Annotated in this window: 19 protein-coding genes, 1 tRNA gene and 1 riboswitch; of the genes, 5 read left to right on the top strand and 15 right to left on the bottom strand. The window is 41.8% G+C overall.

Annotated elements, in window-relative coordinates:
• Positions 1-38 precede the first annotated feature (38 nt).
• The 15 genes from HMPREF3216_RS00235 to HMPREF3216_RS00165 form a co-directional block, all read right to left on the bottom strand.
• Entirely contained in the window at positions 39-2,342 is a 2,304-nt protein-coding gene (locus HMPREF3216_RS00235) for a DEAD/DEAH box helicase (RefSeq protein WP_060786414.1), read from the bottom strand.
• A complete protein-coding gene (locus tag HMPREF3216_RS00230; RefSeq protein WP_060786413.1) occupies positions 2,339-3,028 on the bottom strand; it encodes a hypothetical protein in 690 nt (229 codons plus the stop codon). The genes HMPREF3216_RS00235 and HMPREF3216_RS00230 overlap by 4 nt, the downstream gene beginning before the upstream one ends.
• Positions 3,029-3,045: 17 nt before the next feature.
• Positions 3,046-5,235, bottom strand: a complete 2,190-nt coding sequence (locus tag HMPREF3216_RS00225; RefSeq protein ID WP_060786412.1) for a DEAD/DEAH box helicase — start codon at positions 5,233-5,235, stop codon at positions 3,046-3,048.
• The gene (locus tag HMPREF3216_RS00220; protein ID WP_060786411.1) at positions 5,236-7,053 is read right to left on the bottom strand and encodes a site-specific DNA-methyltransferase; all 1,818 of its coding nucleotides are present in this window, start codon (positions 7,051-7,053) and stop codon (positions 5,236-5,238) included.
• 181 nt (positions 7,054-7,234) lie between these two features.
• Complete coding sequence (locus tag HMPREF3216_RS00215) at positions 7,235-7,450, bottom strand: helix-turn-helix domain-containing protein (RefSeq protein WP_060786410.1); 216 nt, start codon at positions 7,448-7,450, stop codon at positions 7,235-7,237.
• Positions 7,451-7,988: 538 nt separating this feature from the next.
• Positions 7,989-8,062: transfer RNA gene (locus tag HMPREF3216_RS00210), tRNA-Arg, on the bottom strand.
• Positions 8,063-8,238: 176 nt separating this feature from the next.
• Positions 8,239-8,907 carry an ATP-dependent Clp protease proteolytic subunit gene (locus HMPREF3216_RS00205; protein ID WP_060786409.1) on the bottom strand — a complete coding sequence of 223 codons (669 nt, stop codon included), beginning with the start codon at positions 8,905-8,907 and terminating at the stop codon, positions 8,239-8,241.
• 5 nt (positions 8,908-8,912) lie between these two features.
• Positions 8,913-9,524, bottom strand: a complete 612-nt coding sequence (locus HMPREF3216_RS00200; RefSeq protein ID WP_032816729.1) for an ATP-dependent Clp protease proteolytic subunit — start codon at positions 9,522-9,524, stop codon at positions 8,913-8,915.
• Between the two features lie 34 nt (positions 9,525-9,558).
• Positions 9,559-11,052, bottom strand: a complete 1,494-nt coding sequence (locus HMPREF3216_RS00195) for a chloride channel protein (protein WP_060786408.1) — start codon at positions 11,050-11,052, stop codon at positions 9,559-9,561.
• Between the two features lie 100 nt (positions 11,053-11,152).
• Positions 11,153-12,511, bottom strand: a complete 1,359-nt coding sequence (tig, locus tag HMPREF3216_RS00190) for a trigger factor (protein ID WP_060786432.1) — start codon at positions 12,509-12,511, stop codon at positions 11,153-11,155.
• A 51-nt stretch (positions 12,512-12,562) separates the two neighbouring features.
• On the bottom strand, positions 12,563-13,909 hold the full coding sequence (locus HMPREF3216_RS00185) for an HRDC domain-containing protein (RefSeq protein WP_060786431.1): 1,347 nt from the start codon (positions 13,907-13,909) through the stop codon (positions 12,563-12,565).
• Between the two features lie 242 nt (positions 13,910-14,151).
• A complete protein-coding gene (locus tag HMPREF3216_RS00180) occupies positions 14,152-14,508 on the bottom strand; it encodes a hypothetical protein (protein WP_060786407.1) in 357 nt (118 codons plus the stop codon).
• 106 nt (positions 14,509-14,614) lie between these two features.
• Positions 14,615-15,496, bottom strand: a complete 882-nt coding sequence (gene pflA, locus HMPREF3216_RS00175) for a pyruvate formate-lyase-activating protein (protein WP_016635604.1) — start codon at positions 15,494-15,496, stop codon at positions 14,615-14,617.
• Between the two features lie 112 nt (positions 15,497-15,608).
• On the bottom strand, positions 15,609-17,984 hold the full coding sequence (pflB, locus tag HMPREF3216_RS00170) for a formate C-acetyltransferase (protein ID WP_060786406.1): 2,376 nt from the start codon (positions 17,982-17,984) through the stop codon (positions 15,609-15,611).
• A gap of 262 nt (positions 17,985-18,246) precedes the next feature.
• Positions 18,247-19,959 (bottom strand): NAD+ synthase, encoded by a 1,713-nt coding sequence (locus tag HMPREF3216_RS00165; protein ID WP_060786405.1) that lies wholly within the window; start codon positions 19,957-19,959, stop codon positions 18,247-18,249.
• A 285-nt stretch (positions 19,960-20,244) separates the two neighbouring features.
• Here HMPREF3216_RS00165 and HMPREF3216_RS00160 point away from each other — a divergent pair, with 285 nt between their 5' ends.
• The 5 genes from HMPREF3216_RS00160 to HMPREF3216_RS00140 all read left to right on the top strand — a co-directional run bounded on the left by HMPREF3216_RS00160 (position 20,245) and on the right by HMPREF3216_RS00140 (position 24,059).
• Positions 20,245-21,093 carry a MetQ/NlpA family ABC transporter substrate-binding protein gene (locus tag HMPREF3216_RS00160; protein ID WP_060786404.1) on the top strand — a complete coding sequence of 283 codons (849 nt, stop codon included), beginning with the start codon at positions 20,245-20,247 and terminating at the stop codon, positions 21,091-21,093.
• A gap of 105 nt (positions 21,094-21,198) precedes the next feature.
• On the top strand, positions 21,199-21,990 hold the full coding sequence (locus HMPREF3216_RS00155; protein WP_060786403.1) for a methionine ABC transporter ATP-binding protein: 792 nt from the start codon (positions 21,199-21,201) through the stop codon (positions 21,988-21,990).
• A gap of 1 nt (position 21,991) precedes the next feature.
• Complete coding sequence (locus HMPREF3216_RS00150) at positions 21,992-22,672, top strand: methionine ABC transporter permease (RefSeq protein WP_060786402.1); 681 nt, start codon at positions 21,992-21,994, stop codon at positions 22,670-22,672.
• Positions 22,673-22,735: 63 nt separating this feature from the next.
• Positions 22,736-22,843, top strand: a riboswitch (TPP riboswitch).
• Positions 22,834-23,433, top strand: coding sequence for a hypothetical protein (locus tag HMPREF3216_RS00145; protein ID WP_060786401.1), 600 nt, complete (start codon positions 22,834-22,836; stop codon positions 23,431-23,433). (Overlaps the previous riboswitch by 10 nt.)
• 86 nt (positions 23,434-23,519) lie before the next feature.
• A complete protein-coding gene (locus HMPREF3216_RS00140; protein ID WP_060786400.1) occupies positions 23,520-24,059 on the top strand; it encodes a peptidylprolyl isomerase in 540 nt (179 codons plus the stop codon).
• Positions 24,060-24,092 lie beyond the last annotated feature (33 nt).

Below are 24,092 nucleotides of genomic sequence, written 5' to 3'. Positions count from 1 at the left end.
TGATGCATTGGTAACGGTTTGATGCTTTTGCCAAGTTTTTAGTAGAGAAACTTTTCTATAAGTCTTTTCTGCTCATTATTCAGTTCTGCAATAGAACTATGAAAGCAAATTTCTTCTTCCCCAATGGATTTTACATATGGCTTCAGCCACTCAATATCTTCAAAGTCAAATCCATATTTTAGCATCCAAATCTCTGTTGCATCAGCTGTTCCGAACTTAATATAATTCGCCATTTTCTGGGAGCGCTCATCATTTGTATCCAAATAGTATTCATGAAAAACTGCATAGTAAATGTCACTCAACTTGAAGCCAATCATTTTATCCAAAAAATCATAAGTATCAAATACAACCGTATCGTAATCCACATTTTTTGCAAGGATTGTATTTGGTATTTTAGGGTAATTGGACAGATTCTTATTGGGTATTTCATTATAGCCAACCATATATTTGGCGTATATAGATTCAATACGTTCAGGATGTTTCCTGCGTTCATTCACTTGTGCAACTCGTGCGTATCTAATCTGACAAATATTTCTAAAAGTTCTGCCGGTCACTTTCCAGAGTATGATTCTAATTGCTTCATTCAGTACATTTTTCTCTGATTCAACTAAAGGACGTCCGAGATAGGACTCGTAAAGTTTATGAAACAGGTCTTTGACCTCTGGAGTAATTTCTTCGGTAGTAATAATGTTTTCATCAATAAACAGTATATCTAACAATGTTGGTATCACTAATTTGATTTCTTCCGCTTTAATTTTTTCAACATCTTTTTCGGTCAGATTATACTCATCATTAAATGTCTCATTAACAATTGCGTCCTTAAACTCCTGGTAGGTTTCATCAATTTGGTCATTTTTAATATCCAAATGAGATATCTCTGAAATAGGTTCGTTTTTTAGAAGTGTTTTACGCAATGATGTCATAGCAGAGGTGTGAACTATGACGCTACCTATGTCAAATTGCTTACTCGTGGTCGAGCGCCCTGCACGACCAATAAGATTTTTTACAGACAAAGATTTTGAGGACTCAAATCTGTCGATATAAACTACATCAAAGGGCATATTTATCCCCTGCTCCAATGTGGAGGTAGCAAAACATAATTTGCAGAACCCTCTTTGAGTAAAATGCTCAAGAATGAGTCTAGCAGTAAGAGGGATTGAGCCATGATGGGATACAATTCCGCGCATGAGGTTATCAATCATGTCGGAATTATAGTAATTCACATCGTTTTTTGATGCTCCAATGTATTCACGGAGACTTTCGATTAGCTCTAATGCCTCTGGATTTGTAATTGTGGGGCAGAACTCAAAATATTTATTGAAGCGTTGAAATATTTTTTTGTTAAGAATCTGTGTTTTCGCAGCGTATATCAGAACGCTACCGCCATTCCTTAGCGACTGTTCAATGGGATCATAAGAAGATAATATTTTACGTTCCCCAAATATTCTATTGTTTGTTCCGAAATGACAAAATTCTCCCGAATTAGGATTATGAGTATAAAATATCTGTCCAACATTTTTTTGCTTGTACTGTCTCGAAAATGTTGATTCATCCAGCCCAATATTATTCTTTTTTAACTGTGCCTGCGGGTTTGATATAAAAGGATGGGCAAATATAAATTTCGCATTTGGAAAAACTTTCAATGCACGTCGAACGATACCGTCAAAGTATATTCCCCGTGTTGATTTTTCATCACTTAACTGGGCTTCATCAAAAAGTATGTATTCAACATCCAGCCAAGACTTGTTCTTAAACAATTCGCGAGCACGCTCAGGAGTAAGAATAAACACATTTCTTTTTGCATGCTTAGTATTGATGCGCTCAACAAATGTTAAGACATTCACTTCTTTGACATCTAAGGTGCTGCATACACGGTCATGATATTCGTTTATTAGTGCTCTCGAAGGAACAACTACAACAATATCTCTTTGCGATTTCATAATCACATTGCGGAACACAAACGACTTTCCCGTACTTGTCGGAGCAGAAAAGCTGAAACATTGCTTTGAGTTGATTTGTTTTAGAATATCCGCCTGCATTGGAGTATAATTATTACCCCAGCGTTCTTTGATTTGTTGAGAATATATATCAAACACTACACCTTGAAGTGTTTCTGGTGTGGGCGATTTATAGAACAACCCCATTATTTCTATCACGTCATTTTCAATGGTAGCAAAGAATGCAGGTTGAAATATTTTTAGATACGAAACAATTTCAAGAACCACTGTATCTACTGGTCCATCTCGATATAAGCATTCAAGAGCATAGCTTGCTATTTCGGGCAAATTTACCCCGTCTTTAATTCGACTTATCAACTTCCCATTTTCTAAAATACTATTCATAGATTCACTGCCACTAATAATACTTCCTCAAATAAAAGTAGTGATTGGAAATCTGAACGACCCATAATGTTATTGATAATACTATCCGATTTTGTACTTTTGGCAGAAAAAGCCGCAGCAAAACCCTTGCTTCCGCTATAAGCTCTATTAAGTGCTGCGTCTGAACAAAAAGGTTTTAATTCGGGCAAATCTTCAATGTCCTTACCCTTTTTAATGAAATCTACCATCTGTGGCAAAGCACTGGAATACGCAGTTGTTGTCGCAACATACTTTGATTCACCAAATATGACTGTATTTGTATAAATATTTTGGCTATGAAAATCGAATCCCGGATTTCCGGACTTTTTCTTTCCAAGTAACTCTGACAAAGGTATATCCAAGTAATGAAGTTCGTTTACGATTGCCTCTCTCGCTAATTCGGATACAACATACTCGCCGGCATCCTTGGAAATTTTATCGTCTATGGATTTAGAGAATTTCTCCTTAATGACCTTTATAGTTTTATTGGCTCTTGAGGCAAAGGCTGCAATTTCGTAATCTTCATCGAATTTGCTAAGCCACGACAAATTCATTAAAGCGGTCAAAATATCTGACAAAGTTGCAGATAAATCTTCGGGGTCAATACGCAAAAACTGCACTTTAGCTGTTCCATTTGTATTTACTTGTCGATGCTCTATTACCTTCACCCCAAATACCTCTTTTCTTACATTAAAACATCAGATAGAATTTTCCAACTGTCACTGCCGATGTCATCGGAATAGGTATCCATACAGATACACAATTCCTCGCTCTTTTCATCGTAGCGTACGATGCCTCCGTTCAGCTCATAGCGTTCAAGATAATCTTTCAGCACCTTAAACTTCTTCGGCGTGAAAATATCAATATCCTGGCTGTTGCCGGAACGATCAAAACCGCCCTTGGTTTCGATAATCCAAATCTTACCGCGAACGGAAATAATGTAGTCGGGATAGAAATTCTTCTGCTTTTCGGAGTTATCAGCGTAAACGATGGAAAGGTATTCGTTACCCTTGTCGCCGTTCTTATATATCCAATCCACACTGTCATCGTGTTCGCAGTATTTTTCAAACTTGCGCTCCGAAGAAGAACGAACCTCGGCAGAGGAAAGATAGCCGCTATACACGTTCTTTTTCATTTCCACCTGTGTTTTCGCCGTTCCGTCATAGGTAAACAGACAACTCTGCGGAATACGGAACTGCACTTTAGATACCGTCTTTATATCCAACTGAAGCTGCGCCAACTCCGCCGCCATTGCTTCGCGCACGATGTGCTTCAAACGGTCTGCATTGTTAATGACAAAGATGTAAACCTCTCTTGGCTCTAAAGTAAGAATTTTACGCGCATACTTGAAATTCTTATCAAACAGCTTGCGGATAATGGTATTCATATAATTATATTCCATACCAATTTCCATACCGATTCTACCGATACAGTTGTGATACAAGTGTCCGTGTTGGTGGGTGTTCAGCTTTTCCTCAATGGTTACGGTGTTCATATCACAGGCATTGAAATCGAGGGTTGCTGTTTCGCCCGAATATGTATGGCGCAAAATGCCGTCTACAAACACGAAGCCCGCCGTCTGTAAGCGCGTCAGATTTTCCGCTTTATTGCCGCCCGTCTTAAACTCTTTCTCAAAGTATTTGGCAACAGCAAGCAGCGCAGTCTGCGGATTGCGGGTATTCGTAACCATCGTCCGCTGTTCACTGGTCAGCGTGATTTCTTTGTATTCGTTTTTGAGAAACAGCGTAGCCGCCTCCAACGCGCCCTTGCCCAGGCTCATTTTCACACCCTGCGTAAACTTTTCGTCAAAGGTATAGAGGTAACAGCTATCCAGCAAATCGCTTCCGTAGTGATGCGCTTCGGGCATACGGCGGATACGTCCGATAGTCTGTATTTCAAAGGTTTCGTCCATGTTGTCGCGGAGCTTCACCAGAATATAGGCTCTCGGACAGTCCCAACCCGTAGCGACGGCTTGCTTGATGATAACAGCAACGGAATTTGCGTTCGGCTCGTCGATGCCCTCCAGGTTTTCGTGCATATCGGAGAGCCACACCGCCAACTGCTGATTTTCATAGGTGATACCTTGTGTGTCAAAATAACGCTCAATATCATCCTGCATTTTCTCGGACTTATTCGGTATTTGCACCACAATCAGCGGATTGATGTCTTTATCTGCCGCAAGGAAAGCGGAACGTAGCGCGCGCTGCTTGGCAAGTGCCATTTCAAGCAGATAGGCGTTCTGGTCGGTGGTTTCTATGCTCTGCGGAAAATCTTCATTGATAATGAGCATTTTCTTTATCAGACCTTCTGCAATTACATCTTCTTCGGGGATTTCAATAATCTCCGCATTTTTTATGCCCTTCGGCGTAGCAGAGCAACGGATAATTTTATTCGTATGGAAATACTGAATAATCTCATCCGCTTTGACCGTGTTATTCTGATGGCTCTCGTCCACGATAACCACAAAGCGCAAGCCGTCATTCAAAGCATGTTCGATATGCTCAATGAAATTGGTGCGTTCGCTGTCTTTGAGGGCGTTATTGCCTTTTTTCGTCAGCTTCTCCCAGTTGATGAAACAGCAATCGTTTTCCTCAAATCCCGCCGCCATCACATCGGCAAGAAGCTTGGTTTGCGCGGCGTGGATATACTTGTCCATTTTCGCCTTGCTCTGTTCTTCAAGGTTACCCTTGCCTGGTGTGAGCCACACAAACACGGTTTTCGGATAGCTCTGCGTGTATTGGTGCATAAAGTAGGTGAGAATGATGGTCTTTCCGCTGCCCGTGGGACTTTTTAAGATGATGTCCCTGGCAGAGGTATCCATCGCCTCAAACAAACACTTTACAGCCGTTTTTTGAAACATTTTTAGTTCCATCATTTACACCTCCTGCAACTCCCGATAATAGTAATCGGGAATAATATTTATCTCTATGTCGTGTTCGACAAGGGACTTTTCCTGTTCCTCGTCGGGTAAGAGGTCGTGTCCCATATACAGCTTGCGGCATTTACTGTAAGCATCAATATTTGCCATAAAAACGGCAAGTTCTTCTTCGGTCAGCACAATTGCAATTTCCGCGTTGCCGACAAAATTGATGCCGTTTTCAAGCTCCACCAATTCGCGGATATGACAGAGCAGCTCGTCCGCATACTCATAATAAAGACGTTCTGAGATGGGAATGTAATCCACCTTGTAATATTTCAGGCTCGCGGCGTACCCCTCTTTGTCGATAACGCGCTTGATACGCTCGTAGGTCACATCACGGCATATGTTGTTTTCATTGTTGGTGCATAGGATGAAACGACGGTTTCCGCCATCTTCGTCATTCAGCTTCATAACGGCATGTCCCGTTGTGCCGCTGCCAGCAAAAAAATCAAGAATGGTTGAATTTTCTTTGGATATGCGTTGCACTACCTCTGATACAAGGTCAAGCGGTTTTGGGTAGGAAAATGCTTTTTTACTACCAAGAATATCAGCCATTTCATTGCCACCGTTAGTAGTATAAAAGGCTTTTTCCGTCCAAATAGATTGAATAGTTGTTCCAGCAGTTCGATAATTATCAACATTGACAGTAGGAATACGGCTATCCTCGGATAATCTATGTGTTTCCAATTCACCACTTTTGATTTTTTTAATTACACCATCGGAAAGATACTGAACTGTAAATAAATTTTTTGTCTTGCCAGGATTTTGAGGTACAATTTTGATGTAACCTTTTTCCCAATCTTTCGCAAGACGGGACGGAATTAAACGCCATACACAAGGCACACCTTTTCGTGTAACAGGCCAAATAGCATACGCGCCTTCAGGCGCCTCCGAATAGTCATATATGAAATCTTGCAATTCGCCGTTATATTCTCCTGCCTTTACCCTTTCGGCAAGGGATTTTCCGCATCCTAAAAAAACTCCATCCTTATCAACAAATATCGGATAGGCTTGTCCCGGTCTCTGTACTTGGTCGAATGTCGCTAAATTCATTCCGTGGTAAGGTGACGCATATTCGTTCATTGCAGATTCGCTCGCATTGGGAGAAAAATCATTTGGGGTAATAAATACAATAAATTCGTATGTAATATTAAAACCACCGTTTGGCTTTCCACCCGATGTTTGAACCGTTACGCAAGTAACATTCTTTTCGTAGAACATTTCTTGGCACATCAACATGAGGTTATGTACCTCTTGGTATCCAATACTAATTGCAATAACACCATCTTGCGCAAGAAACTTTTTCGCAATTTTAAGTCTTTCAGTAATAAACGAAATCCACTTACTATGTTGGTATCCATCGGTAGCTGAAAGATACGTGTCATCATAAATAAAATCTTGGTTTCCGGTGTTATAAGGTGGATCTATGTAGATAAGGTCAATCTTGCCCTTGTGCGTTTTCTCCAATAGTTTCAAAGAAGCGAGATTATCCCCCTCAATGAGAAAATTCATTTGACCGCCGTTGTCGATGAAAAGGCTTTTGTCCTCGGTCAGCACAGGCGTATGCGTATCCAGCACATCGTCAATTTCCTCGCGGTGTTCTTCAAACACAAGACCATACTTTTTACCATTAACATCTTTCTCCAACTCGGAAAGGTAGGTCAGCAGATTGCCCGTGTTTTCGTCCTGCGGGGCGGCAGATATGAAAGTGCGTATCTGACCGATTTTTGCAATCAGGTCATCACGCTTTTGTTTTGAGATGTTGGTGCTCATCGTGTTTGTGCCTCCTATTTTTTCTATTGGCGCAGCAATTCACACATTGGTAAACGCATCGGCACCGGCTTTTGTTGTCCGTCGTACATACCATCTGGGGCGAGTTGTAACCAGGGGGGTAGTGCGGACATTGGCACACTTGCGGATAAATTGGTATCATCATATCGAATTAGAGTCGCGGCTATTTCTCCTGCGACTCTTTTGGTTTTTCAGAGGTCTTGATATACTTGCCGCTTTTAATTCTTGCATCGGCGGGCTTTTGTGCATCGTCGGGAATTGCCCAGGTACGACCAATCCGCGTCGCACTCTCAATACGTTTTTCGTTGAGCAAGGTCTGTATGCGCCGTTGGCAGATGCCCCATTTCTCAGCGGTCTCCGCAACGGATAAATATTTCATCGTACCCCTCCCAATTATTCCGCGTACCGCTAACCTTTCAAAAACACACTTTTATATTGACTAGGGGATTAGCGGAACAAACTGCTTTTACGCAGACATAGGCTTCGTCTGTTTATAAAATATCGCTGCATATTGTACTCGCTCATACGAACAAAATAAGGAGGTTTGGAAAAATGTTCAGAAAATATTTTCAACTTGAATAAGCGACGGCTTAACCCTCCGTCCTCAATCACAATCGAATAGTTGCACAAGTGCTGCGCTCTCGTTTTTCAAAAAATCGAGGGCGCATTTTTATTGCCAATTTCAAAAATGAGAGATTTCGCTGAAAGGAGTTTTGCCTATCGACAAAAATTTTTCAAGAAATTTCATAGGGCGGTTGAAAACACCGAGTAATATGAAAACAGGCAGGATAGTACCCGTTATGGGTAATCAGCAAAGAAGTGTGTCTAAAAAAACCGAGTTTTCGTTGAAATACCAAGGAAAACTCTCTGTTATTAAGCAGCATAAAAAAAAAACGCGGCAAAAACCGCGTATATCGTGCGCCAGACAGGATTCGAACCTGCAACCTTCTGATCCGTAGTCAGATGCTCTAATCCGTTGGGCTACTGGCGCATGTTCTCCAAAAACTTGGAACTTTAACTTTCCGTTGTTTTTGGCAACTTGACTAATATACAACCATCTTTACAAAAACACAAACCCTGGCGTGTCGCCAGCGCCAGGGTTTGAATCTAAAACATAAGAAGCTAAAACATAAGAATCTAAAGTCTACAGCAAAAAGCAAAAACTACTTAAGCTCTATGCTCAAGAACCTCGTCTACCATTCCGTATTCTTTAGCTTGAGGAGCAGTAAGAATAGTGTCTACCTCAATATCTTTACGAATGCGCTCAACACTTTGGCCAGTGTGCTTTGCAAGAGTGGCCTCTAACCATTCGCGCAAACGCAGCATTTCCTTAGCTTGAAGCTCTATCTCTGTGGCCTTGCCAAAATCCTGACCCATTGCAGGCTGATGAATAAGCACACGAGCATTTGGCAAAATCATGCGCTTACCAGCAGCACCAGCAGCAAGTAAAATCGCAGCAGCCGAAGCAGCTTGACCCAAGCACACCGTTTGAACATCTGGCTTAATGTATTGCATGGTATCGTAAATGGCCGTCATAGCCGTCATAGAGCCGCCAGGAGAGTTAATGTACATCATTACATCTCTGTTTGGGTCCATGCTTTCTAGAACCAAAAGCTGAGCCATAATGTCGTCCGCAGAAGTGTCATCTACCTGAACACCCATAAAAATAATGCGGTCTTCAAAAAGCTTAGTGTATGGATCTTGAGTTTTCATACCGTATGGCGTTTGCTCACCAAATTGTGGCAAAACATAACGATTCGTAAACACACCACTGGTCTGACCAAATCCACCCAAACGCTTAGCGCGAGCAACAAACTTTGCTTCTTCACTTGCCATTAAAATCACTCCTCCCCACGCATAGAAGCTGGAGTGGTAACAATCTTATCTACAAAGCCATACTCCAAAGCCTGCTGAGCGGTAAACCAATGATCGTACTCGTTGTCTCTGTAAATCTCTTCAACAGTATGACCAGTCTGCTGAGCCGTGAGTTCAGCGAGAGTTTTCTTCATGTCCATAATAAGTTCGGCATTAATACGCACATCGGTAGCAGTGCCACCAACTCCGCCAGAAGGCTGATGCATTAGCACGCGAGCGTGAGACGTAATAAAACGCTTACCAGGGGTACCAGAACTCAGCAAGAACTGACCCATAGAAGCGGCCATGCCAACAGCAATCGTAGCCACATCTGGCTCAATAAGCTGCATAGTGTCGTAAATGGCCATTCCAGCGGTAATAGAACCACCTGGCGAATTAATATAAAGCCAAATATCTTTCTTAGGGTCTTGCGCAGCTAGCATAAGCATCTGAGCGCAAATAATATTGGCATTTTCATCCTTGACTTCAGAGCCAAGCCAAATAATACGATCCTTTAAGAGTTGATTAAAAATCGAATCCGTTGGATTTTGTGGCTCCCCTTCTTGCATAACGGGAGAAGCCGTAAACAGCTCAGTCACCTTATCTCCTTACAAATATTTGAATATATCTAGACTATCGTGTGCGCGTGACCGCAGAACAAGAATGCAAAGTAAAACGCTCAACGAAATTAGACACACAACTAGACACGCAATTAGACACGCAATTAGACACAATCACCGCCAATAGCATAAGACAAAGTAACGCAAACGGTGCGTTTACTAATTCCGCAACTAAAAGCCACGCCATAATCGGAGCTTTTCTAGAAGACGCAAGTAAAGAAGCAGCGCCAATAATAGATACAGAAATTGCAGAAACTTGCGAAATGTCAAAAACTTGCAAAAAACCAGACGTTGAAAAAATAGAGTATAAAATCACACCAAAGCAAGCACCAGTTGAAATACTCGGTTGCAACACTCCTCCAGAGGCACCGTAACGTAAAACCAGCACAGTCATAAGCATTTTTATTACTGCAAGAAGCAACAAAATAGTCACAATATGCGAGTTTTCTGCCAAATACGGAAAGCTAGCTACAGAAAAGGCAAGTTGAGAAAGCGACCTACCGTTTCCCAAAATATGCGGAAACCAACAAGCTGAAACACCAATAACTAAGCCAGCTACAGGCATAAAACACAGCATTTGTATGCCACGCAAAGCATGAGTTCTACACCAAATAATTCCCAAGCGAAAAACGTAACCAACTAAGCCGCACACGGCACCAACAACAACAGCAAAAACGCAGATTTGCCAAGAAATCACGCAAGAAAATTGCGAAATATTGTAGTATCTAGAATGATGCAATAAAAATTCAACAACAAACGCAGCAACATAATTCATAACAAGAGCAAAAGGCAAGCAATGCAAACGCTCCGAGCGCGCAATATTTTTAAGCGCATTAACTATTACAGAGCCATTTTCGCGATTTAGCCACGCATAAAAACCAAAACCTTGAGTTTTACTAAGCAAACCTAAAGAAAGCACGGTGCCAGCTAAAGGCGCGTGGTACACTGCAGCCAAGCCAGCACCTGCAGCAGAGGCAACAAGTATGCGCTGAGTTTTAGCAGACACATTAAAAATACTGCTGTAGCGTTGAGCAAGCATTGCAGCTAATTCTCGCGGAGCTACTTCCCTGCCGATTGAAATTCCAGAACCAACAATGCCGATTTGCAATAAAACATGTGCAATAGTAGAAAAAATTGGCATTCTACTGCCACTAACGGCTTGTGGAATAGTAACGATTCGAGGAGGATTCTCCTTCTTTCGCAAAAAATACCAAGATATTGCAGCAATAGTCATAGCAATTGTGCCAGGTAGCACGTATCGATACCAAGGAAGCCCTAAAAATACAGTATTTTTAGCAGATTCAATTGAGCCAAAAGCAAGGTATTGTACAGCGTAAAAAATAAGCGTAAGAACTGTTGCTCCTAAGCCAACAAGAACGCCAAGAGCAACAGAAGACGTAACAAAACGCGCTACTAGAATTGCAAAACTAAATAATTTGCAAGATTTGCCGAATTTGCCAAATCTGCAACAAGATTCATGCTTAGTTTTAGCACTACTATCATCCATAACGTCTCGCAATTCTTATATAAGTAAGACCCGGCAGAAAAAATTCCGCCAGGTCTTAAATAACAAGATTATTAGAAGATTCTAATTTAGAAGACTCTAACTACTTTTCAGCAGAAAGCTCATCGGCAACAGCTGCAGCAGCAGAAGCAGCCTTAACGCTTTCATCTTCTGGCTCTTCATCTTCCGACAAGAAAGCACTCAAATCAAGAGCTTCTCCGCCAGCAACGAACTTTACAGCACGCATGCCAGCAAGCAAGCCCTTAGAGCGAGCAACTTCTTGAACAGCAGAACCAAGCTGACCATTGCGAACAATAGCGTTAATAAACTGGCTTGGATCCATGCCGTACTGCTGAGCAACGGAAACCAAGAAGTTGGTAACGTCTGCTTGAGAAACAGAAACATCGAGGCTTTCTGCCAAAGCGTCGAGAACCATTTGGTCACGAAGCTCCTTTTCTGCAGCCTTTTCAGCCTCTTCCTTTTGCTTCTTAGTGGCCTTTTCTGGGTCTGGAGTCATGCCCTTAAGGTGCTCAGCAACAGCCTTATCTTTAACACCCTTTGGCACAGGAATTTCAACTTCTTCTTGAATCTTAGCAATAAAAGCATCGCGAGCAAGAGTTGCCTGACGGCCTTCATTTGCCTGCTCCAAAGACTTACGAACGTCTTCCTTAAGCTCCTTTAGAGTGTCGAACTCAGATGCTTCCTTAGCAAACTCATCGTCAAGCTTTGGCAATTCCTGAGCCTTAACGGAGTTAACCTTTACCTTAACCTGAGCCTTCTTGCCCTGGTTCTTTCCAGCTTCGAGAGTGCCTTCAAAAGTGGTTTCTTCTCCAGCGGAAAGACCTTCCAAAGCCTCATCCAAACCATCAAGCATAGTGTTGGAGCCAAGCTCGTAGCTTACGCCATTTTGCGAATCGGCAACTTCGTCGTTAATCTTAGCTTCCAAATCGATGTTTGCAAAATCACCCTTCTTAGCTGGGCGATCAACACCAACAAGAGTGCCAAAACGTGCGCGCAAAGCCTCAAGACGAGCCTTAACATCGCTGTCTTTAACTTCTGGCTTCTCTACTTCGATTTCTACACCCTTGAACTTGTTAAGCTTAAACTCTGGGCGACGCTCAACAGTTGCGACAAACTTAAGCTTAACTTCGTCTTTAGCAGATTCTGGAACTTCCTGAACATCAAATTCTGGCTGATCCATTGGGCGAATCTTCTTTTCTTCCAAAGCCTTAGAATAAAGCTCTGGAACAGCAGAATTTACAGCTTCACCGGCAACAGCTCCGAAGCCAACTCGCTGTTCTACAATCTTGCCTGGTACGTGTCCCTTACGGAAACCTGGCACGTTGATTTGCTTTGCAATCTCTTTACGAGCCTCATCCAAAAATGGCTCAAAATCTTCGAGATCTGCGGTAATGGTGAGCTTAACCTTAGTTGGCTCAAGATTCCTGACGCTGATTTTCACGCTTGCGCTCCTGAAATTACGTTTTCTAGCTTCTGCCATATGGCACAACCGTTACATAATAGCGCGAGTTACGGACTCAGCAATTAAATCGCTTTGCCACGTTCTTGCTCCCTGCTCTACAAGAAACTCCTTAACGTCAATATGCTCAATATTGTCTTGCCAACAAAGATTGCGAATAATTTGCGGTTTAATAATGATTTCCGTAGGCGTATGTGTATCTTCTGCAATCTTAATTAAAGACTGTTTTACATTTTGTAAGAGCTCATATCTTTTGGGATGATGCTCACGCCAATACTTCATAGATCGTGGAGCTGCTTGCGATTCTTGTGCGTCGCCAAAATCGCCAGTATCGCCAGAATCGTTGTAATTGCCATATTTACTACTTGAATCATCAATCTTAGAAACAATAGCAACTTCCCCGCTTTTAGCGCGACTAATAGCGTCTTCTATAACAACTTTCCACACATTTGATTTGATTTTGCGCTGAATCGGAGCATAACGTTCAAACATCTTGTCTTGTTCGCCGCCCGTGTGAATTCTAACGCGTTCGTTAAGAATGCGAATAGAGCGAAACTCCCTAGAATTACTTGGTTTTCGCTTGCCTGCTTCAATAATCGCAGAATCCGAAAGCAATAAAGTTGGCGCAATATCGTATTGACGAGCAAGCTCATCTCGTTTTTGCCAAAGCTCTTTTGCAATCATTAAACCGATTTTATCGTGCATAAGAACGCTTATATGAGATATTCTAAGCCAAGGATTTGGGTGAGGAGCCTTCTTTTGCGCACCTTTACTTAATAAGTGTGCAAACTCTTGATTTGCCCATAAAAGCTTGCCTTGCTTTTTTAGCTCGCTGCTCATTACTTCTTCTAATTCGATTAGCAATTCAACGTCTAAAGCCGCGTAATTTCGCCAATCTCTAGGAAGTGGGCGATAAGACCAATCCGCTGCAGAATGTTCTTTTGCAAGAGTCAACCCCAAATAATATTCAGTTACAGAGCTTAAGCCAAAGCGCTTTCTGCCAAGTAATTTAGCTGCGATTTCTGTGTCGAATAAAGCACGTGGGCGCAAACCAATATCGAAAAATCCTGGCAAATCTTGCATAGAATCGTGAATAATCCAAGGCGCATCCCCTACTGCCTCATTAAATTCATGCCAATCAACGCCAAGTTTTCCTAGCGCTATTGGGTCCAGCAATCCAATTCCTGCACCTTTGCGTTTAAACTGAATCAGCCAATCTTCGTGACCATACCTAAAACCAGATGCGCGCTCTGCGTCTGCAGCCAAAGGCCCCGACCCTGCTGCTAATAAATTACAATATTCTTTATATGCTTCAAGCGTATCAATGACTTCTGGAACTCCTTCTCTAGGCTCTTTTAAAAGCTTTGGTTCCTTATTCAAGAACGCCTCCCGATTGTACGCTTTAGCCAAATTCTTACGCTTTTTGCATCTTACTTTGCAATTTTTTGCAAAATATCTGTAAAACATTCTATAGAATATTGCGCAAGATATATTTAAGCCGTGTTAAAAGATTATGCATCTTGTAACACGGCTTCAACTTTCGCACACAACTACGACTAATCAAAAATAAGTAATAAATTAAATAATCATTTAAATAATCAATCTGTTTTATTGTTTGATTCTTATTGAGTTATGCGCTTAACAAGCCTAGTTTTAAGGAATCTAGTAAGAGTAAATGCAACTGCCGAAACTAAAACTGTTGGGATAACGTAGCCAGCATGTAAACCTAAATCCGAGAACTTGGATATTGAAAAAGTAACAAGTTCTATAACAAAAGTTATCGCAATAGATATTATTGGCACTTCAATAAGAAGTTTCTCATCAAACGATGCAACAATGTTTATTGGCAACAAAATTATTGGCAAAATAACGAAAATAGTAAGCGCTGTAGCAAAACCAAACTGATCGTTACACCGCACAAAAATAGCTAACGCTAATGTAAAAGCTAATGCAATCCAACAACCTATTCTGCGCTTCATTGCGTATCCTTTCTCTAAAAAGGTTATTTGTATAATTATACAAAATCCTTTAAAAAAAAAAACAATACAATACGCAAAAATTGCCTAAAACGCATCGAGGTTCAGTCTAGTACACAACAAAACCGTGGTCTTTAAACTGGTTTACAACTCGCTCTTTAAGTGCTCTAGAAGGTCCTTTTTGATTCTCAAGAGGGTACGGAATCCTAAGCTCATGCCACTTTGGGCGGCCTAGCTGATGGAATCCAAGAACGTCGATATGCTCGACAGCATCCCCAAACGAATCGCAAATCTCAGCAACTTTTTCAACATTTTCTTCGCTGTCGGTCAAACCTGGAACGAGCACAAAACGCACCCAAATCTTCTTACCAGCTTTCGCCAATCGCTGACCAAAGTCAATAGTTGGCTGAAGCAAGCCACCAGTTACTTTTTTATACGTTTCTTCAGTTCCGGATTTAACGTCAAGAAGGCAAAGATCAATGTCGTCAATCATTTCGTCCGTATAATTGCGATTCAAAAAGCCCGAAGTATCTAAGCAAGTATGCACGCCCATCTCTTTTGCTGCACGAAAAACCCTAGATACAAAAGCTGGTTGCATCATAGATTCTCCGCCAGAAAATGTGATTCCGCCGCCTGTTGCCTTAAAAAGACTTTGATAACGGTCTACTTTTTTAATCATTGCATCTAAGTAGACTGGCTTTCCGTCGCGCATTTTCCAAGTATCAGGATTCTGGCAATACTGACAGCGAAGCGGGCAACCGCTCATAAACACAGTCATGCGAGTGCCAGGACCATCAACAGAAGTGTTAATATCCCAAGAATGCACAAACCCAATATCGCCAGTTTTAAGAGCAACTAAGCGATCTTTTCTGTCTAATCCAATTGGAGATTCAAAACCAGAAAGACCACCCATTAAAGTTTGTCGGGCATACTCTTTTGACTCCTTTAACATGTGCTGAGTCGTAGTGCGAAATGCTGTGTTTTCAGCCATCATATGCCCTCCTATAACCGTCTTTGGTATATATCTATAAGTCTATTTTATTTTAAAAGCCGCCAGGAGCAAAACCATTCTCACTCCCGGCGGCATTCGCAATCAATCAGAATCAGTCAGTAACTGAACCCTGGTGGAATGTACGAGAAATAACGTCGAGCTGCTGCTCCTTAGTGAGCTTTACAAAGTTCACTGCGTAGCCAGAAACACGAACCGTAAGATGTGGGTACTTTTCTGGGTGCTCAACAGCGTCTTCAAGCTGTTCCTTGCGCAAAACGTTGATGTTTGCGTGGTACAAGCCGTGGCCGTTGCCAGCGTCCAAAATACCAACAAGGTTGTTAACGCGCTCGTCTTCGTCTCTACCCAAACCGTCTGGAGTAATGGTGTTGGTCAAAGAGATACCATCGAGAGCATCGTCATAGTCAATCTTGCCAACGGAGAACATGGATGGAAGCATGCCGTGAGAATCCATACCATTTTCTGGGTTTGCACCTGGAGCGTAAGGAGTGCCCTTCTTGTGGCCAGATGGGAAGGAACCAGTGTTCTTGCCGTACTCAACGTTAGAAGTAATAGTCAAGATGGACTGAGTTGGAACAGCATTACGGTACACAGGCAAACGCTTTACCTGACCCATAACAGTGCTTACAACCCACTTTGCCAAGTCATCAGCACGATCGTCATCGTTACCGTAGATTGGGAACTCACCAACCGTCTTGTAACCAACGATTAAGTCGTCGTCTGCGCCTTCGATGTACTCGTACTCGTGGCCTTCTGTATTCTTAGCATCCTTGTTGTAGATTGGGTAAACCTTTGCATACTTTAGAGCAGCCAAGGAATCTGCAGCAATAGACAAGCCAGACATACCGCAACCGAGTGTACGATAGACTTCCCTATCGTGCAAAGCCATCTCAATGGACTCGTACGCATACTTATCGTGCATGTAGTGGATGATGTTCAAAGCCTCAATGTAGGTTTCGGAAAGCCATTCCAAAGCCTTCTCGTAGTTGGCCTTAACCTTCTCGTAGTCAAGAGTTCCATCAGCTTCTGGCTTGATTGGGTCAATAACACCCTTATCAATAACCTGCATGCCAGTCATTTCGTCGCGGCCACCGTTAATCGCGTAGAGCAAAGCCTTTGCGGAGTTAACGCGTGCAGCAAAGAACTGCATTTGCTTACCAACACGCATTGGGGAAACGCAGCAAGCAATAGCAGCGTCATCGCCCCAGTGCTCACGAATATCTTTATCGGACTCGTACTGAATTGCAGAAGTGTCGATAGAGATTCGTGCGCAGAAACGCTTGTAGGCTTCTGGAAGCTTTGGATCCCAGAAAATAGTGATGTTTGGCTCTGGACCTGGCCCAAGATGCTCAAGGGTCAAAGTGTTGAGCAAACGGAACGAAGTCTTAGTAACAAAGGTACGGCCATCATCGCTGAAGCCTGCATCGGACCAAGTTGCCCAGTATGGATCTCCGGAGAAGATTGCGTCGTAATCCTTAGTACGCAAGAAGCGCACAATACGAAGCTTCATAACCAAAGCATCAATGATTTCCTGAGCGTCGGTTTCGTTGATTAATCCAGCCTTCAAATCGCGCTCAAAGTAGCAATCGAAGAATGCGGAAACACGGCCGAAGCTCATTGCAGCGCCATCCTGGCTCTTAACAGAAGCAAGATAGCCCATGTAAGTCCACTGAACAGCTTCCTTAGCAGTTTGAGCTGGGCGGCTCAAATCCAAGCCGTACTCGTTACCCAAGTTAATAAGCTGCTTCAAAGCCTTGATTTGCTCATCGTGCTCTTCGCGGAAGCGAATCCAATGCTCAATCTCGGTCTCGGTAAAGTCGTTGCGGTATGGAATCGAGTCCTTATCGCGCTTCTTGAACTCAATAAGCATGTTAACGCCGTAAAGAGCCACACGACGATAATCACCGATAATACGACCACGGCCATAAGCGTCTGGCAAACCAGTCAAAATCTTGTTGTGGCGAGCAATCTTAATATTCTTGGTGTAAACACCAAACACGCCATCGTTATGAGTCTTGCGATAAACGGTGAAAATCTTCTTGATTTCTGGGTCAACTTCCTTGCCAGCTTCCTTAATGGCCTGCTCAACCATTCGCCAACCGCCGTTTGGCATCATAGCGCGCTTGCAAGGTTCGTCGGTTTGAAGACCAACGATTACGTTATCTACTTCTGGGCTTTCAATGTAGCCTGCTGGCATTGCGTCAATGCCTGCTGGAATATGGGTTTCAACGTCGTATACGCGGCGTTCACGCTCGACTGCCAAGTAGTTGTCGTCGAGGTACTTCCACATATGCTTCGTTTTTTCGGTGGCGTTTGCCAAGAACGTCTCGTCGCCCTCGTATGGGGTGTAATTCTTTAGGATAAAGTCACGAACGTCAATATCTTTTTCCCAATTGCCGCTTGTAAATCCATCCCACGCTTTTGCACGAAGATCCTCTTCGCTGAGAACGGATGCATCCACTGATGCCATATTTGACTCCTTTCGTATCCACGACGCTTCTTCACGTCGCCTTCTCTACTATGTTAGAGCAATGTTTAAACAGTACACGTCGATTTTTGGCATTTTTAACGTGAGTTACCTCACATTTTACTGTTTTTTAGCTTATTTTTAATAAAAAATGCTAGTTTGAATCCTCAAACTAGCACATATACAACGCGTAGAAAGTCAACGGCTGCTTGCGACTTTTATTGAGCCCACTAATCCGCTCCCAGCCTTCGCCTATTCCTTTCGTCTACTCCCTAAACGCCGTTGTTACTGGTATTCGCCTATCCCTACCAAACGCAATCGCACTAACTTTTGGCCCGAGCGGATACTGCCTACGCTTCCATTCCGCGCGGTCTACAAGCCCAATAACAGTATCAACCGTGCGCTCATCAAAACCATCTGCAAGCAAATCCGCTCGCCCGTGAGCAAGCTCAATATGAGCCGCTAGCACTTTATCTAACAAGTCGTATTCTGGCAAAGAATCCGAGTCTTTTTGCCCAGGCCTAAGCTCTGCGCTAGGAGGCTTAACAATAGAGTTTACAGGTATAAGAATGCCATCTTTTGGAGCATTTTCTTTAGGATTATTGTCTTTAGGAAAATCTTCACTCCCAGCAATATGCAACATTCCAAGACCTACTCCATTTTTAGCAGCGCGATTACGCCATCTAGAAAGCGCCCAAACGCGAGTCTTAAACAAATCTTTAATAGGCGCATACCCACCTACCGCATCTCCATAAATAGTAGAGTAACCGCATGCAAGCTCCGACTTATTGCCAGTAGCTAACGCCAGCAAACCTTTTGAATTGGAGTACGCCATAACAATCACGCCTCTAACGCGTGCCTGCAAATTTTCGGCAGCAACGCCTTGTAAATCAAGCTGATTCTGGAACGACTTAAAAAGCGGCTCAATAGGCTGAATATCGTAATGCGCACCAAGGCGATTAGCTAAATCGCAAGCATCGTCTTTAGAACCAAGCGAAGAATACATGCTTGGCATTGAAACGCCCCAAACGTTTTGCCCTCCGCAAGCATCCGCCGCCATAGTTGCAACTAGCGCAGAGTCGATTCCGCCAGAAAGCCCTAAGCAAACACCCTTAAAGCCATTTTTGCGCATGTAATCCCTTAATCCTAAAACGCATGCGCAATAAACTTCTTCGTCTGGGTCTAATTTTTGAGCAATCGTTGAGCATTTTTGCGTTTTTAAAGACGTATCAAAATCAACAAAACTTAAGTCTTGATCAAACATTTTAGAACGCTCAATCAAAGACCCGTCTGCGTTTACTACAAAACTGCCGCCATCAAAAACAAGATCGTCTTGAGCACCAACCTGATTTACGTAAACAAGCGGAGCATTAACCTCTTTAGCTCGCTTTTGCGCAAGTTTTAAGCGAATATCCGTTTTACCTTCTTCGTATGGAGAACCGTTGATTGTTACTAAAACATCAATCCCCTCTTTAGCAAAACGCGCAACTGGGCCGCCATCTTGCCAAATGTCTTCGCAAATAGCAAATCCTAATTTTGCACCTTTAACGTTTAGAATTCCGCAATCATCTCCAGAAGAAAAGATTCTAAATTCGTCAAAAACGCCATAATTTGGCAAGAAATGCTTGTCGTAAACAAGTGCCACTTTGCCATTGTTAATAACAAGCAGGCGATTCCTTGGCTTTCCAGATTCGCTATCTACTCCAACTGTTCCAACAACAACAAATAAATCACCCAAACCGCTATCTTCCAAGCTTTTTGCAAGACTATAAGCGGCATTATTAGCTGCTTTTCTAAAAGTTGCACGCAAAGCAAGATCTTCGATTGGGTACCCAGTTAGTGTCATCTCTGGAAACACAACAATATCCGCATTTCCCTTACGTGCGTCTTTGCAAAATCGCAATATTTCATCCGTATTTTTGCTTATGTTTCCAACGCAAGTGTCAATTTGAGCTAAAGCTAAACGCAAAGAAGTCATGGTTTTATTATAGGCCATGTTGCATAAGACATATCACTTTAAAGACTTCTAAAACAAAAAGATTGCAAAACGCCACGCCAAAATAATAGAAAAAACAAAAAATCAAGCTCTAAATGCAAAAAATAATTCTTGACTATCTGCTTGATTTAATTAGTCTTAGTAACTCGTCATAAATTATACAAATAGAAAATAGGTAGCGAAGCTGCTACAAAATCGCATATATTGATATTCCGTTGCTACAAAACAGCGCGATTAACAAAAACATTAAAGGACAAGGGGAAAAATATGAAAATCACAAAAAAGAACACAAAGGCCATTGCAGCTCTTACCGCGCTAACTGCGATTTTAGGATTGTCACTAAGCGCATGCGGATCTTCGGCAAATGGTGCAACTCAAGACGATAAGGTGATTAAGGTTGCAGCTTCCCCAACTCCTCACAGCGATATTTTAAACAAAGTTGTTAAGCCAATTTTGCAAAAGCAGGGTTATAAATTGGTTGTTAAGGAATTTACCGACTACGTTCAGCCAAATACTGCTGTAGAAGAAGGCGAAGTTGATGCAAACTACCATCAGCATTTGCCATACTTAAATAACTTTAATAAGGAAAGAGGAACTCATATTATTTCCATTGCTGGAATTCACTTTGAGCCATTTGGACTTTACCCAGGAAAAACCAAGAGCATTAAAGACTTAAAAGATGGCGCAACAGTTGCAATTCCTAGCGACCCAACCAACGAAGCTCGCGCTCTTCTTCTTTTGCAAGACGCAGGACTTCTTAAGTTAAAGAATCCAAAGGATGTTAACTCAACCAAGAAGGATATTGTTTCTAATCCAAAGAATCTAAAGTTTAAGGAATTAGATGCCTCTTTGGTCCCAACAGTTGTTAAAGACGTTGATTTAGCTGCTCTAAACGGAAACTACGCTATTCAAGCTGGATTTAACCCAACTAAAGATCCTCTTACAAGCGAAAAGGTTGGAGGCGTTGCTGCTAAAACATACGAAAACATTATTGCTGTTAAGAAGGGATCCGAAAAGCTTGCTAAAATCAAGGCTCTTGTAAAAGCGCTAAAAACAAGCAAGGTTCGTGACTTTATAAAGAACAACTATAATGGCGCTGTTTTGCCAGTATTCTAAAGTAATTACAGCGTTTAATCACAAATAAAGAGACATGTGCCTCTAAAAAGCTAGAGGCACGTGCCTCATATTTGTTTAAAAATTCGTTTTAAAATCGGTGGAAAAATGATTCAGATTGAGCATCTTTACAAAACTTATTCAAGCGGCAAAATTAAGCACGAAGCACTTAAAGACATTAATTTGACTATTGAGTCGGGAGAAGTCTTTGGAATCTTAGGTTCTTCGGGAGCTGGAAAATCTTCGCTAGTTCGCTGCATAAATCTTCTAGAAAGACCTACAAGCGGAAGAGTTGTAATAGACGGAAAAGATATTACAGACGCTAAAAATCACGATTTATCTGATATTAGATCGAATATTGGCATGATTTTTCAAAACTTTAGTCTTTTCCAACAGCGAACAGTTTTGCAAAATGTGACTTTTCCTTTGGAACTAAACCACACAAATAAAAACGAACGAGAAGAGCGAGCAAAGTATTTGCTTGACTTAGTTGGCTTAAAAGATTTAGCAAACCGCTACCCTATTCAGCTTTCTGGCGGCCAGCAGCAGCGAGTTGCCATTGCGCGCGCGCTTGCCAACAATCCTTCGATTATGCTTTGCGACGAGGCCACAAGCGCCTTGGATTCAACAACTACCGCGCAAATACTTGACTTGCTTAGAAGAATTAACCGAGATCTTAACGTTACGTTGGTTATTATTACTCACTCTCTTGCAGTGGCGCGCAATATTTGCGATAGAGTTGCCATGATTGACGGCGGAAACATAGTAGAAATCGGCGATACATCAACGCTTTTTAAAAATCCGCAAAGCAATATTTTAAAAACACTTATTGCAAACGAACACGTTGAAAATCATAGAAATAACAAAGATAACAGCAGCGACAACAGTGAGGTGAAATAAGATGCTAGAAAATATTTCACAATTTATAGACGAGTACGGCGAACTACTTATTGAAGGCACAAAAGACACAATTGTTATGACTTCAATATCTACACTATTTGCCTACGTAATTGGACTTCCATTAGGAGTTCTTCTTATAACAAGCGCAAAGCAAGGAATTTGCCACAACGCATTGATTAACACTGTTTTAAGCAGCATTGTAAATGTTGTTCGTTCTATTCCATTTATAATCTTGCTTGTTGCCATAATCCCACTTACAAGGCTTATTGTTGGAACATCTTTAGGTGTTCCCGGAGCTATTGTTCCGCTGGTTATAACCGCTGCCCCGTTTGTAGCGCGAATTGTTGAACAATCTTTAGCAGAAGTTGACGGAAGTCTTATAGAAGCTGCACAAAGCTTTGGAGCAAGCAACACTCAAATTGTATTTAAAGTGCTACTTTTTGAAAGCTTACCTTCGCTAATTCGCGGAGCAGCATTAACGTTTATTACGCTTTTTGGATTCTCTGCAATGGCTGGAGCCGTTGGCGCAGGCGGTCTTGGAGATATTGCAATTCGCTACGGATATCAGCGTTATCAATACGACGTTATGAGCGCAGCAGTAATTTTGTGCATTATTCTTGTGCAATTAGTGCAAAGCATTGGTGATTTAATTTCTAACAAAATCAACCATCATGAGCGCTAAAGCACACACAAAATGGCTACACGTTTTTAAAAATCACCTTTTAATGTAAAATATTAGATGTCACAACATTTGCGGGGGTGCTTTCTATTTTTAGAAGGCTGAGATAAGCACATCGCTTTACCCTTAGAACCTGTTAGTTAATACAACGTAGGGAGCATAGCATGACAGCAGATTACACATATGCATTAATGCATAAACAGTTTAATCTTGGCGCATGCTTTGCTAGCGATTTTACAGCGAAAAAAATTATCTTATTACAAAATGTTGCTTACTTTACTAATCTTTGCATAAAAGAGAATCTTTGCTTATCTGTAGAAAAAATGCATTTGGGGATGCATAATAATCGCGTTAAAAATAGTGCGATTGAACACAAAAAAGCTTGTTATCATGTTGGGTTTGCTATGCGTAATCAACCTATGCATAATCAACATGGTATGGATAGAGATAACATTGCAGGCAAAACTCATTTTGAGCTTGGCTACTTGGGTAAGTTTATATCAAGCTTAAATCCAAATGCAAATATCACTTTCCATTGCAAAATCTTACAAAATTGGGTTTTAAAACAACTTGTTTTGCAAGATTTTTGCAGCAAGATCAACAAGTTTAATTCAATTAACCTAATTAACTTGTTGAAAAGAAGCCCGCAGCAAGACTATTGCCGAGGGTTGAAAGAGATAAGTAGAAGTTTCAGTATATTGGTTAAACGCTTTATAAAAACATTAAATGGATTTTGGCCTATAAAATCCTATGCTTTTATATAGCGCACAAGGCGAGTCGCAAGTAACACACTTTACTTCGGCTCGCCTTGACTTTTCCAACCGTCTTTAACGTATGGGAAAATCGCATTATGACACTTATTAACATGCATACGTCTGAAGGCGATATAAAGATTAATCTTTTTGACGATAAAGCGCCTATTACAGTAAAAAATTTCGTTGACTTGGCCACTGGTGCAAAAGAATGGACCGATCCTTTTAGCGGGGAAAAGTCTAATCAACCATTCTACGATGGCTTGACGTTCCACCGTATTATTAAAGACTTTATGATTCAAGGTGGATGCCCTCTTGGAAACGGAATGGGCGGCCCAGGTTACGAATTTGACGATGAGATTGACCCATCTTTAAAGTTCGATAAGCCATATTTGCTTGCAATGGCAAATGCTGGAAAGCAACGCGGTAGAGACGGCCGCTTGCACGGCACGAATGGATCGCAGTTCTTTATTACCACTGTTCCAACTCCTTGGCTTGATGGCCATCACACGATTTTTGGAGAAGTGGTAGATGATGAGTCTAAAGCTGTTGTAGATAAGCTCGAATCCGTTCCAACAGATAGAGCAGACGCTCCACTAGAGCCAGTTGGAATTATATCCATTGAGGTTATTAAGTAAAAGCTTATAAGACTACAAACTACAAAACTTCCA

Source organism: Gardnerella vaginalis (assembly GCF_001546455.1).
In the GTDB taxonomy this organism is placed as follows: domain Bacteria; phylum Actinomycetota; class Actinomycetes; order Actinomycetales; family Bifidobacteriaceae; genus Bifidobacterium; species Bifidobacterium vaginale_B.
The sequence above is the reverse complement of the archived record's forward strand: the minus strand, read 5'-3'. Positions and strand labels throughout refer to the sequence as shown.